This window comes from Janibacter limosus NBRC 16128, assembly GCF_001570985.1.
Lineage (GTDB): Bacteria > Actinomycetota > Actinomycetes > Actinomycetales > Dermatophilaceae > Janibacter > Janibacter limosus.
The window spans coordinates 21,727-33,338 of record NZ_BCSS01000040.1; the positions used below are offsets into that span (position 1 = coordinate 21,727).

General features: G+C 72.0%; 13 protein-coding genes and 2 riboswitches. Of the genes, 6 read left to right on the forward strand and 7 right to left on the reverse strand.

Annotation, left to right across the window (positions count from 1 at the left end; genetic code table 11):
* Window positions 1-6: 6 nt before the first annotated feature.
* The 3 genes from JLI01S_RS13420 to JLI01S_RS13430 are packed head-to-tail and all read left to right on the forward strand — an operon-like array spanning window position 7 to window position 3,433.
* Complete coding sequence (locus JLI01S_RS13420) at window positions 7-1,206, forward strand: ferredoxin-like domain-containing protein (protein ID WP_068265472.1); 1,200 nt, start codon at window positions 7-9, stop codon at window positions 1,204-1,206.
* Window positions 1,206-1,874 (forward strand): precorrin-8X methylmutase, encoded by a 669-nt coding sequence (locus JLI01S_RS13425; RefSeq protein ID WP_068265474.1) that lies wholly within the window; start codon window positions 1,206-1,208, stop codon window positions 1,872-1,874. The genes JLI01S_RS13420 and JLI01S_RS13425 overlap by 1 nt, the downstream gene beginning before the upstream one ends.
* Window positions 1,871-3,433, forward strand: coding sequence for a precorrin-2 C(20)-methyltransferase (locus tag JLI01S_RS13430; RefSeq protein WP_068265476.1), 1,563 nt, complete (start codon window positions 1,871-1,873; stop codon window positions 3,431-3,433). Before JLI01S_RS13425 ends, JLI01S_RS13430 begins: the two co-directional genes overlap by 4 nt.
* A gap of 19 nt (window positions 3,434-3,452) precedes the next feature.
* Here the strand turns inward: JLI01S_RS13430 and JLI01S_RS13435 are convergent, their stop codons facing one another.
* Entirely contained in the window at window positions 3,453-4,010 is a 558-nt protein-coding gene (locus JLI01S_RS13435; RefSeq protein WP_068265478.1) for an acyl-CoA thioesterase, read from the reverse strand.
* A 63-nt stretch (window positions 4,011-4,073) separates the two neighbouring features.
* On the opposite strand from JLI01S_RS13435, the gene JLI01S_RS13440 reads away from it, so the two are divergent.
* Both JLI01S_RS13440 and JLI01S_RS13445 read left to right on the forward strand, forming a co-directional pair.
* On the forward strand, window positions 4,074-4,691 hold the full coding sequence (locus JLI01S_RS13440; protein WP_068265496.1) for a dihydrofolate reductase family protein: 618 nt from the start codon (window positions 4,074-4,076) through the stop codon (window positions 4,689-4,691).
* Between the two features lie 20 nt (window positions 4,692-4,711).
* Entirely contained in the window at window positions 4,712-5,221 is a 510-nt protein-coding gene (locus tag JLI01S_RS13445) for a DinB family protein (RefSeq protein ID WP_439645576.1), read from the forward strand.
* Window positions 5,222-5,244: 23 nt separating this feature from the next.
* On the opposite strand, the gene JLI01S_RS13450 is transcribed toward JLI01S_RS13445, so the two are convergent.
* From JLI01S_RS13450 to cbiE, 6 genes are all read right to left on the reverse strand, one after another.
* Complete coding sequence (locus JLI01S_RS13450; protein WP_068265482.1) at window positions 5,245-6,129, reverse strand: energy-coupling factor ABC transporter ATP-binding protein; 885 nt, start codon at window positions 6,127-6,129, stop codon at window positions 5,245-5,247.
* Window positions 6,126-6,878, reverse strand: a complete 753-nt coding sequence (gene cbiQ, locus JLI01S_RS13455; RefSeq protein WP_084349430.1) for a cobalt ECF transporter T component CbiQ — start codon at window positions 6,876-6,878, stop codon at window positions 6,126-6,128. Before cbiQ ends, JLI01S_RS13450 begins: the two co-directional genes overlap by 4 nt.
* Complete coding sequence (locus JLI01S_RS13460) at window positions 6,875-7,207, reverse strand: energy-coupling factor ABC transporter substrate-binding protein (RefSeq protein ID WP_068265487.1); 333 nt, start codon at window positions 7,205-7,207, stop codon at window positions 6,875-6,877. The genes cbiQ and JLI01S_RS13460 overlap by 4 nt, the downstream gene beginning before the upstream one ends.
* The gene (locus JLI01S_RS13465) at window positions 7,200-7,871 is read right to left on the reverse strand and encodes an energy-coupling factor ABC transporter permease (protein WP_068265489.1); all 672 of its coding nucleotides are present in this window, start codon (window positions 7,869-7,871) and stop codon (window positions 7,200-7,202) included. Before JLI01S_RS13465 ends, JLI01S_RS13460 begins: the two co-directional genes overlap by 8 nt.
* A 37-nt stretch (window positions 7,872-7,908) precedes the next feature.
* Window positions 7,909-8,018, reverse strand: a riboswitch (cobalamin riboswitch).
* A 1-nt stretch (window position 8,019) separates the two neighbouring features.
* Window positions 8,020-8,820 carry a precorrin-4 C(11)-methyltransferase gene (cobM, locus tag JLI01S_RS13470; protein ID WP_068265491.1) on the reverse strand — a complete coding sequence of 267 codons (801 nt, stop codon included), beginning with the start codon at window positions 8,818-8,820 and terminating at the stop codon, window positions 8,020-8,022.
* Entirely contained in the window at window positions 8,817-10,034 is a 1,218-nt protein-coding gene (gene cbiE, locus JLI01S_RS13475) for a precorrin-6y C5,15-methyltransferase (decarboxylating) subunit CbiE (RefSeq protein ID WP_245634626.1), read from the reverse strand. The genes cobM and cbiE overlap by 4 nt, the downstream gene beginning before the upstream one ends.
* 20 nt (window positions 10,035-10,054) lie before the next feature.
* A riboswitch (cobalamin riboswitch) is annotated at window positions 10,055-10,240 on the forward strand.
* Here cbiE and JLI01S_RS13480 point away from each other — a divergent pair.
* The coding region (locus JLI01S_RS13480) for a magnesium chelatase ATPase subunit I (protein ID WP_157074969.1) at window positions 10,236-11,612 on the forward strand (1,377 nt) is incomplete at its 3' end. Its footprint overlaps the riboswitch before it by 5 nt.

Genomic DNA, 11,612 nt, shown 5'->3' on the forward strand with positions numbered 1-11,612 from the left:
GGCGGCGTGAGCACCCCTTCACCCTCCCGCAGCGGCGCCGACCGCTGCCCGGGACTGCTGGCCCCCTTCGTCTCGGCGGACGGGGCGATCGTGCGGCTGCGCCTGCCGGGTGGTCGCATGGGCGCTGCCACCGTGGGCGAGATCTCCTCTCTCGCAGCGCGGTTCGGAGACCCCGACGTCACGCTGACCTCGCGCGGGAGCCTGCAGCTCAGAGGCCTGCCCGACCCACTCCCCCGTGAGCTCATCACCGCGATCGGAGACCTCGGTCTCATCCCCTCCGGCGCGCACGACAAGGCGCGCAACATCATCGCGGACCCCGAGGAGTCGCTGGATGACCTGGTGGGGACCCTGGACGCCGGCCTCCTCGCGGACCCGGTCCTGGCTGGGCTGCCCGGACGCTTCCTCTTCGCCGTTGCGGGAGTGTGTGGTCCGGTGCTCGGGGAGCCGTGGGACATCGCCATCGTGGACGAGACGCTGCCTGAGGTGCGAGGAACGAGCCTCGAAGGCGCCGCCCGCGTCGTCGTTGACGGTCACTCCGTACTCGTACCGCGCAATGAGGCCGCCGAGGCCGCTCTGAACGTGGCGCGCCGGTTCCTCGACAGCCGCTCGGATCCCAGGACCTGGAACATCCGCGACCTGCCCGCCGACGCCCGGGCCACGCTGCTGCCGGAGGGGACCCCCTTCGTCATGGCTGCTCGGGAACCACCGCTCCCGGGTCCGGTCGGCGATGACCTCATGGTGCTCGTGCCGCTGGGATTGCTGACGCCTGAGATGGCTGCGGCGCTCGCCACGTCTCGAGGCTCGTCGCAGGGCTCCTCGCACCTCGACGACCGTGGGGACGTGCGGGGCTCCACGCACCTCGACCCGCGTGTGGTGGTGACTCCGTGGCGCTCGATCCTCGTCTCGGGTGGGGCGGACCGCGCCGACGAGCTGGCGGCTGCCGGTTTCGTCACGAGCCCCGACTCCCCGTGGACCGTCCTGACGGCCTGCGCGGGAGCCCCCTCGTGTGCCCGCACCGACACCCCGACCCGAGAGCTCGCCCGGGCGGCAGCTCCGCTGATCGACCCCACGGGACCACCCGTCCACGTCATCGGGTGTGAACGCTCCTGCGGCCGCCCGGCGCGAGCACACACACTCGTCGTGAACCCCTCCACCGCTGCGGACATCGTCGCCGCGCAACACTCCCCACGACACGAGAAGGCCTGATGACCTCCCTTCGCCAGCCCAGTCGCCGATATGACTACGTCACCGACGGCCAGGAGATCTACCGGCGCTCCTTCGGCATGATCCGCGACGAGGCCGACCTCACCGGACTGCCCACGAGCCTCCACGGTGCTGCCGTGCGGATCATCCACGCCGCGGGTGATGTCGCGATCACGAGTGAGGTCGCGGGGCATCCGCAGGTCGCCTCCGCTGCGCACGCGGCGCTCCTCGCGGGTGCGCCGATCCTCACCGACAGCAACATGCTCGCCTCCGGGGTCACCCGCCGGCGCCTGCCCGCCGACAACGAGGTGATCTGCACGCTGCGCGACGAGCGCGTGCCGGCCCTGGCCGCCGAGTGGGAGACCACCCGCGCCGCCGCTGCCGTCTCGCTGTGGGCCGACCGTCTCGAGGGCTCCGTCGTCGCGATCGGCAATGCCCCCACCGCGCTCTTCCACCTCCTCGAGATGCTCCACGACGGTGCCCCACGACCCGCCGCGATCGTCGGGATGCCCGTGGGCTTCGTCGGCTCCGCGGAGTCCAAGACGGCCCTCGCCGAGCACGACCTGCCCGGGGGGCCGATCCCCTGGCTGGTCGTCCACGGCCGCCGCGGCGGGTCCGCCATGGCCGCTGCCGCGCTCAATGCGCTGGCCAACCCGGACGAGCTGGCATGAGCTCCCCCACGAGCGCAGGACGCTTCTACGGGGTCGGCATCGGCCCCGGCGACCCGGAGCTGATCACCCTCAAGGGTGCGCGACTCATCCGCGACGCGGACGTCATCGCCTACCACGCGGGGGTCGGCAAGCAGTCGATGGCCCGCGGCATCGCCGCCGACCTCATCCCCGAGGGCGTCATCGAGGAGGAGCTGCGCTACCCGGTCACGACCGGCTTCACCGACCACCCCCGCGGGTACTACGGCGCTCTGGCCGACTTCTACGACGAGTGCTCCGAGCGGCTCGAGGCGCACCTTTCGCAGGGTCGGACCGTCGTCGTGCTCGCGGTGGGCGACCCGCTCTTCTTCGGGTCCTTCATGTACGTCCACGACCGGCTGAGCCCCCGCTACCCCACCGAGGTCGTCCCCGGCATCACGTCCCTGTCGGCGGCCACCGCGGCCGTTGCCACCGGCCTGTGCCGCCACGAGGACACCCTCACCGTGCTGCCCGGGACCCTGCCCGTGCCCGAGCTCGCCCGGCGCCTCGCCGACACCGATGCGGCGATCATCATGAAGCTCGGCCGCACCTTCACCGGTGTCCGTGAGGCGCTGCGCCAGGCGGGGGTCCTCGACCGAGCCGTCTACGTCGAGCGCGCCTCTGGCGCAGGCGAGGTCGTCATGCCGGCCGCGGAGGTCGACGAAGGTCGCGTCCCCTACATGTCGCTCGTCGTCGTCCCCGGTGAGGGACTGCGTGACGACGCTGCCGGGCGGGCCGCGGACTTCGCGCGGATCACTGCCGCGGCGGACGAAGGGGAGGTCGCTCCCCCTTCGTCCATGGGGACCGTGCACGTCGTCGGTCTGGGCCCGGGGCCTGAGCGGTGGCTCACTCCGGAGGCCTCCGAGGTCCTCGCGTCGGTGGACCACGTCGTCGGCTACGCGCCGTATGTCGCACGCGTGCCGCAGCGCGAGGGCCTGACCCGCCACTCCTCCGGCAACACCGTCGAGCTCGACCGCGGCCGCCTCGCCCTCGACCTGGCGCGTGGCGGCGAGGATGTCGCGATCGTCTCCGGCGGTGACGCGGGAGTCTTCGGGATGGCGACGGCGCTCTTCGAGTCGCGCGAGGCAGCGTTGTCTGATGATGCCGGGTACGCCGACGTGCCCGTCCGTGTCGTGCCCGGAGTCACTGCTGCACACGCTGCCAGTGCCCTCGTGGGTGCCGTGCTCGGAGGCGACCACGCCCTGGTCAACCTCAGCGACAACCTCAAGCCGTGGGAGGTCCTCGCCGACCGGCTCACCGCTCTCGTGACCAACGACATCTCGATCGCGCTCTACAACCCTCGCTCGGCCTCGCGCCCGGACACCCTGGGACAGGCCCGGGACCTGCTCGTCGCGGCGGCCGGCGCGGAGCGCGTGGTCGTGGTCGCGCGGCACGTCGGTCGGGAGCAGGAGTCGGTCGTCGTGACGACACTCGGCGAGCTCGACGTGGAGTCCGTCGACATGGGCTGTCTCGTGGTCATCGGTGCCTCGACCACGCGCGTCACCGACGACGGGCGGGTCTGGACACCGCGCTCAGTGGGGTGACGCGAGCCCGAACGTCTGATTAGCCCCAGAAGGGCGGGGGTCCTGCCGGGGCGTCCTCACGAGGCGAAGGGAGGCGGGCTCCGTCTCCCCACCCCTGCGCCCAGTCCGGGACGGACGAGGGAGGCGGGTCGATGCCGAGCATCTGCCACAGTCGGTCGGTGTCGACTCCCTTGCCCTTGCGCAGGAAGCGCATCCGCACCAGTGCCTGCGCGCAGACCTGGCCGTCGACGACGAACCGCTGCTCGTAGTAGACGCTGATCCGGTCCCAGCCCGCGAGGGCGCTGTGCAGCTCGTAGGCCTGCAGGGGCTGCAGCGAGCTGCGGAAGGTCATGGTCTCCTGCATGACGACCGGCGAGACGCGGTGCCGCACCTGCGCCCGCGCCCACCCCGAGCGGATCGCGTGGTCGATCCGACCGAGGTCGGCCATCGTGAAGTAGACGCCGTTGTTCATGTGCCCGGCGAAGTCGATGTCATTGGGCAGCACCCGCAGCGGGAGCACGGCGTGCTCGGTGGGGCCGACCCGGCCGCGGCGGCGGGCGGTCGCGGTGGTCCAAAGGACACGGAGGATCTTGTTCACCCCGTCATCCTCTCCCGCCCGGCGCCCTCGACCGTTGTCGGCAGCCGGTGCCACGCTGTGAGCATGGCCACGATCTACTGCACCGCCACGAGCCTGGACGGCTTCATCGCCGACGACGACGAGAGCCTGTCGTGGCTCTTTGCCACGGTCGGTCACGACCAGGACCCTCAGGGCCGGTACGGCGACGACGCGAGCCTGGACTTCGACCAGTTCCTCCCGTCCGTCGGGGCCGTGGTGTGCGGCGCCAACACCTACGCGTGGGTGCATCGCGAGCTGACCCACGACGGCTCGGACTTCACCTGGCCCTACGAGCAGCCTTCCTGGGTCGTCACCCACCGCGACCTCGACCTGCCCGAGGGTGTGCAGACCTTCGCCGGCGACATCACCGACCTGCACGCCGCCGCGACCGAGGCCGCCGCCGGCATGGACGTGTGGATCGTCGGGGGCGGAGACCTCGCCGGCCAGTTCGCCGACGCGGGTCTGCTCGACAAGGTCTGGGTGCACCAGTGCCCGGTCGTCCTCGGCGCCGGTCAGCCGCTGCTCCCCCGGCGACTGAGATTGCGCCGGGAGCGGGTCGAGCGTGATGGGCAGCTCACCGCGATGCTATTCGACGTCGTCGGGCCCGAGCCGCGGCGCGAGGGAGACGTCGACGGCGCCGCAGAGGTCTACGCGCAGGGCTGACGGAGGACTAGGTTCGGCGGGTGAACTCCCACCACGCCCACGCCCACGGCCCGACCCAACCCGACGAGTCCCTGCGCGACCACCTCACGGCCTTCATCGACGAGCACCGGACCCTGCTCGCCGACAGCCTTGAGGGGCTGACGCAGGAGGAGGCCCGGCGGCAGCTGGTTCCGTCCAAGACCACCCTGCTGGGTCTGGTCAAGCACGCGACCTTCGTGGAGCGGGTGTGGTTCGACGAAGCGATCACCGGCCGCTCGCGCGCCGAGATCGGCATCGTGGCAGGACCGGATGAGTCCTTTGACCTGTCTCCCGAGGACTCGATCGCGTCGGTCCTCGCCGACTACACGGCAGCCTGCGATGCCTCCCGCACGGCCATCGCCGGCTTCGGTGTCGACGACATCGTCAGCGGCAACCGCCGCGGTGACCTGCCCCTGGGGTGGATCCTGATGCACGTGCTGCGCGAGGTGGCCCAGCACTGCGGTCACGCGGACATCCTGCGCGAGCAGGTCCTCGCCGCCCGGGATTCCTGACCCGGACCGGCGCTCGACCGGAGTCAGCTCCCCTTCGCCTGCAGCGCAGAACGCGCCCGCAGAGTCGCAGCCATCTCATCGGGAGTCCGGGGCCAACCGGCCGTCCCGGGATCGAGGCCGAGCCGGGTCATCAGCTCGACCGACCACGGCGGCCGGAGTCGCGCGGCCTGCACGAGCTCGGCGTCGGTGAGGGCATCCGTGACCTGACCCTGGTGGACCACCCCGTCGACGACGAGCGCGACCTCCTGCGCCCAGCGCCAGGCGAGGTCGACGTCATGTGTCGACAGCACAACCGTCGTGCCGTGTGCTTCCAGCGCAGCCACCGCCGCGAGCATCTCCTCGACACCGGCCGGGTCGAGGCCCGCCGTCGGTTCGTCGAGCAGCAGGACGCTCGGCTGCATGGCCAGTGCCCCGGCGACCGCAACCCGCTTGCGCTGCCCGAAGGAGAGCCGGTGCACCGGTCGATAGGCCAGCTCGGTGATCGACAGAACCGACAGCGCCTCCTCGACCCGTACCGCGATCTCCGGGGGCGTCAGGCCGAGATTGGTCGGGCCGTATGCGACATCAGAGCGCACATCCGCGCTGAAGAGCTGGTCGTCAGGATCCTGGGTGACCAGTTGCACCTGCTGGCGGTGCGCGGTGAGACCTCGACGGTTGTGGCGCAGCACCTCCCCTCGGGAGATCACCGAGCCCTCACTCGGCTCGTGCGCCCCGGAGAGCACGCGCAGCAAGGTGGTTTTGCCGGAGCCATTGGCACCGAGGATCGCTGTGCGGCAACCGATCCCGATCGTGAGGCTCACACAGTCGAGCACCCGTGGTGCACCGGCATAGCCGGCATGCACCCCGCGCAGTGCGAGGGCGGTGTCGGCATCGTCGGGTGGGGTCCACGACCCGAGTCGATGGCTCATGCCAAACCCGCCCGCACCGAGAGCGCTCCCAGCGAGAGCACCAGCGCTCCACCCACGACGACGAAGGGGGTGGACACAGCCCGAGCAGGGACGAGCGGCACGGCCCCGACGCCCCCACGACCGACGAGGCCCTCTTCGAGTCGGCGGGCCCGCTCCCAGGCCCGCACGAGCACAGAGGCGGCGAGCAAGCCCACGGAGCGACGTGCCGCACGACCGTTCGCGTACCCCAGACGCCCGGCCTGCGCAGCGGAGATGGCACCAGCCGCATCGAGCAGGGAAAAGATCAACCGATAGGTCACTGCCGCGATGTCGATCGCGACCTCGGGCACGCGCGCCCGCCGCAACCCAGCGAGCAGGTCGACCATCGGCGTGGTCGCCGCGAGCAGGACCGTCGCGCTGGTGGCCGCCAGAGCTCGGGCGGCGACGAGCGCAGCGCGGGAGGCACTCCCTTCGTCCACCCCGAGCGGACCCCAGCTCACGAGGTCCCCGGGACCGAAGGTGATGGCGATGGTCACCGCCCCGATGACGATGAAGACGAACGGGCCGAGCATCGCACCCAGCCACGTGCGTACGGGCACCCGCGCGGCAACCGCCAGACCCACAGCACTCGACCCGACGAGACCCGCGACGACGAGCGAGGTCGTCGTCGCGGCGACGAGGAGCAGACCCACGCAGACGAGGGACTTTTCCGCCGTCGAGCGCGACCTCCATGGAGAGGTCCACGCCGCATCGTCGAGGGAGATCCTCATGAGCGGGTGTCGACGCTCTCCGGGCGGGGGGCGCGTCCGCGCAGGCGACCGAAGACGTAGCCGAGCACCACGCCCCCCAACCCCGCCTGGAGCGCGAAGAGACCGGACTCGATCTCACCACCGGCGGGCGGCATGAGCGGCTGGAACCACGGCTCGTGGCCGGCCTCCTCGAGCTGTGCGGTGGCGGCGGCGTCGGTACCGCCGAAGGCCTCCTCATCACCGGCCGAGGCGCGACCACCGAGGTAGAGCGCGACCGCGAGGAGGATGACGATGGCGGCGAGGACGAGGGCGACGCCGCGGCGTCCGAAGGTCAGGGTGGACTCACGCACGATCGGCCTCCTGCTCGGTCGGGATGACCTCGAGGTCTTCCATCTCGGGTCGGGCCCAGGCGATGAGCGCGTTGAGCAGCAGCACCCCGACGAGGCCCTCGACGATCGCGAGCGGGATCTGCGTCACGGCGAAGATCCCCAGGAAGCGTGACCATGCCTCGACGAACCCGCCCTCGGGGTAGGCCACAGCGAGCTGAGTCGCGGTCGTCACATAGGTGGACAGGTCCGCCATGGCGACGCCGACAAAGACCCTGACCACGAAGGGGGCAGCGGCGAGGAGTCGGAAGAGCCCGTAGCCGACCCACGGCCCGACGACGGCCATCGAGAAGACATTCGCCCCGAGCGTCGTCAGCCCGCCGTGCGCGAGGAGCAGCGCCTGGAAGAGCAGCACGATCGCGCCGAGCAGCGCCATGACCGGTGGCCGGAAGATGATCGCCCCGACACCGGTCCCGGTCGGGTGCGAGCTCGACCCGGTGACCGACGGCAGCTTGATGGCCGACATGACGAAGGTGAAGGCGCCCGCGGCGCCGAGCAGGAGTCGGGCGCTGGGGTTGTCCCGCACGATGCGGGTGGCACTGCGCGTGCCGTGGATGACGAAGGGGGCGGCCACGACGGTCCACGCGGCCGCGTGGACCGGCGGCAGGAAACCCTCGGCGATGTGCACGAGAAGCGCTCGCTCTCTCCGGGATGACGCGTCCCGGTTGGTACCGCCATCGCCCTGAGTTCCTGACTTGCGGAAGACCCGCTCACAGTGGCGCGACCGTCCCGGATTTTCGCCGGGTTCCTCAACAGAGGCGATGGCGAGCGTGACTCTAGCGAAGACCCTCCACGTTGTCAGGGCCGGTCTCAGCGTCGGCGCCGGTCGCGGGCAGACTCGCCACCCGCCGACATGAGTAGAGGTGCGACTCGACGAAGTCCTCGGCGCGCAGGGCCCAGCCGACGACGATGATCGCGGCCTGGCGCAGGTCGCGCGCCTCGACCTGCTCGGCGATGTCGGCGAGCGTCCCGCGCAGGATCAGCTCCTGCGGCTGCTCGACCCGGTAGCCCACGACGACGGGGCAGTCCGCGCCGTAGTGCTCGGCCAGGCGCTCGGCGAGCTCGCGGACGCGACGGATCGCCAGGTGCAGCACGAGGGTCGCGCCGGTCGCGGCGAAGGCCTCGAGGGACTCCCCCGAGGGCATGGCCGTGGAGTCGCGCTGGGCACGCGTGAGCACGACGGACTGGGCCACCTCGGGCACGGTCAGCTCGCGACCCAGCCGGGCGGCGGTCGCAGCGTAGGCCGCGATGCCGGGCGTGATGTCCCACGGAACCCCGGCCGCGTCCAGGCGCCGGGTCTGCTCGGCGATGGCGGAGTAGACCGACGGGTCGCCGGAGCAGAGCCGGGCCACGTCGTCGCCGCGCTCGTGGGCGGCGAGGATCTCGGCGATGATGCCATCGAGGTCCAGGCTCTGCGTGTCGACGAGTCGCGCACCGTCCGGGCAGTGCTCGAGGACGGCCTCGTCGAGGTAGGTCCCGGCATAGAGACACACCCGGCTCGCTGCCAGCAGGCGCGTGGCCCGGATCGTCAGCAGGTCGGCGGCGCCGGGACCGGCTCCGATGAAGTGGACGGTCATGGGGTGCCCTTCGTCGTGGCGAGCTGGACGACGGCGCGCGCCGGGGTCCAGGACAGGAAGCGGCCGAGCGTGACGGCGTGCTCGACGGACAGTCGGGTGAGCTCACCGCCAGCTCGGTTGTGGGTGGCGATGAGGGCCGACTCCCCTTCGAGGGTGACGGCGTGGGCGACGAGTCGAGCGCCGGGCCGAAGGGAGGACCAGGCCCGGTCGAGCAGGTCGGGATCGAGTCCCCCGCCGACGAAGACGGCGTCGGGTTCTGTCAGGCCGGTGAGGTCGATGGCCGTCGTGTCACCGACGACCACCTCGACCCGGCCGGCGAGGCCGAGCGCCTCGGCATTGGCGGTGATGCGCGCGGCGCGATCCGGATCGCGCTCGACGCAGGTGGCGGTAGCGCGATCTGTCGCCAGGCACCACTCGAGGGCGACCGAGCCGTTGCCGGCGCCCAGGTCCCACAGGTGGGCGCCGGGCGTCGGGCGCAGTCGGGCCAGAGCGGATGCCCGCACGTCGCGCTTGGTCAGCTGGCCGTCGTGGTCGATGAAGTCCTCGGGTCGCCCGGGGACGACACCCGCGGTGCGCGCGACCTGCGTGTGGTCGTCCGCGCGCGCCTCGACGCAGACGACGACGAGGTCCGCGGTGGTCGCGGAGAACTCGTGCGCGAGCTCGGCCAAGGCCCCCTCATCCGGTCCGCCGAGGTGCCAGCGAGCAGTGAGCAGGCTTGTCCCCCAACCATGCTCGGTCAGCAGAGCGCCAAGCCGGGTGGGGTCCTCGCCACCTGAGCAGAGCACGACGAGTCGCACGCCCGGAGCGAGGTGGGGCAGGACGGCGCGCAGGTCACGACCGACGACGGTCACCACGACGGTCTGCTCGGCGGACCAGCCCTGCCGGGCCCTGGCGAGGACGTCACTACCGACAGCCGGATGGATCCGCACCTGGTCCGCCCCGAGGAGCTCCACGAGCGTGGTCCCGACACCGGAGCGCAGCGGATCGCCGCTGGCGATCACCACCGCGTCCCCGACCCTCTCGAGCAGGGCGGGCAGGGCAGCGCGAAGGGGGCTGGGCCAGCGCACCATCTCGGCCCCGGCCGCGACGTGGCCGGCCACGAGGTCGAGGTGACGCTGCCCGCCGATGATCGTGGAGGCACGCTCGACGAGGCCGCGCCGCCCGTCGTCCAGGCCGGCCCAGCCATCGTCTCCAACACCCACGACGTCGATCACGGACGCCAACCATAGGCCCCCGTCGGCTGTGGCATGCTGGCGCTCGGCGCAGCCAACCGAGGAATCCGGTGCAAGTCCGGAGCGGTCCCGCCACTGTGAAGGCCCCCAAGGGCCAAGCCAGAACATCGGTCTGCGTTCGTCGGAGCGAGCCCGCCCGGCGTGTCTTGACGGCGAGCGTGGACACTCGCCAGGAGGTTTGGCGTGACTGCTCCGGTCTTTCCCTTCACCGCCCTCGTCGGCTCCGACGAGCTCATCACCGCCCTGCTGCTCAGTGCGATCTCGCCCGAGATCGGCGGAGTCCTCGTGCGCGGCGAGAAGGGCACCGCGAAGTCGACGGCGGTCCGAGCCCTGGCTGCGGTGCTGCCCGAGCAGCAGGTGGCGCTCGACTGCCGCTTCGGCTGCGACCCCGAGCGAGCCGATGACTGTCCGGACGGTCCCCACGACGGCCCGGCGGCCACCCGCCCTGCACGTCTGGTCGAGCTGCCCGTCGGCGCGACCGAGGACCGCGTCGTCGGCTCCCTCGATCTGCGGCGAGCCCTCGGCGAGGGCGAGGCGGCCTACCAGCCGGGCCTGCTCGCGGATGCCCACCGCGGGATCCTCTACGTCGACGAGGTCAACCTGCTGCACGACCACCTCGTCGACGTCCTCCTCGACGCGGCAGCCATGGGCCGCAACACCGTCGAGCGCGACGGCGTCTCGATCTCGCACCCCGCCAGGATCACCCTGGTCGGCACGATGAACCCCGAGGAGGGCGAGCTGCGGCCCCAGCTGCTCGACCGCTTCGGCCTGACCGTCCAGGTCGCCGCAAGCCGTGACCATCACGTGCGAGCCGAGGTCGTGCGACGTCGCCTCGAGGCGGACCTGGATCCTGCGGGCTTCGCCGCCCGCTACGCCTCCTCCGAGGCCGAGCTCACCGAGCGGCTCGTCGCCGCCCGCGACGGCGTGGCGCGCATCCAGCTCGAGGACGCGACCCTGCGGACCATCGCCCGGGTGTGTGCTGGCTTCGACGTCGACGGTATGCGCGCCGACATCGTCACCGCCCGCACCGCTGTCGCCCACGCGGCCTGGGCCGGACGCGAGCACGTGACCCGTGAGGACATCCGGGCCGCGGCCCTGCTCGCCCTGCCGCACCGCCGGCGGCGCGCTCCCTTCGACGCACCGGGCCTGGACGAGGACCTGCTCGACCGGTTGCTCGACGAGGAGCCCGATCCGGAGCCGCCGACCGGTGGGGACGATGGCGGTGGCAACGATGACGACGGCGGCTCCTCCGACGAGTCCGGGCCGCGTCCCGAGGCGGCGGAGGACGCCTCCAGCGACTCCGGCCGTGACTCGTCCGGTGAATCACCCGAGCGTCCCTCTGATCCAGCACACGAGTCAGGACCGGAGGCGCCGGAGGAGCCCGGCGCCCTCCCTTCGCCGGCCCCTGCCGGGGCCACCGCGGAGGCCAGCACGCCCTACCGCGCCCGCCGCCTCGAGCTGACCGGCGTCGGCTCCGGCCCCACCGGCCGCCGCTCCCCTGCACTCACCCCCCGCGGGCGCGTCGTCGGCACCCATCCCGCCGGCCACGAACCGGCAGGG

Bases quoted from the DNA above. Each gene is read 5' to 3' on its own strand.
- JLI01S_RS13425 (WP_068265474.1), top strand. From the start codon at position 1,206: ATGACCTCCCTTCGCCAGCCCAGTCGCCGATATGACTACGTCACCGAC.
- JLI01S_RS13430 (WP_068265476.1), top strand. From the start codon at position 1,871: ATGAGCTCCCCCACGAGCGCAGGACGCTTCTACGGGGTCGGCATCGGC.
- JLI01S_RS13440 (WP_068265496.1), top strand. From the start codon at position 4,074: ATGGCCACGATCTACTGCACCGCCACGAGCCTGGACGGCTTCATCGCC.
- JLI01S_RS13450 (WP_068265482.1), bottom strand. From the start codon at position 6,129: ATGAGCCATCGACTCGGGTCGTGGACCCCACCCGACGATGCCGACACC.
- cbiQ (WP_084349430.1), bottom strand. From the start codon at position 6,878: ATGAGGATCTCCCTCGACGATGCGGCGTGGACCTCTCCATGGAGGTCG.
- cobM (WP_068265491.1), bottom strand. From the start codon at position 8,820: ATGACCGTCCACTTCATCGGAGCCGGTCCCGGCGCCGCCGACCTGCTG.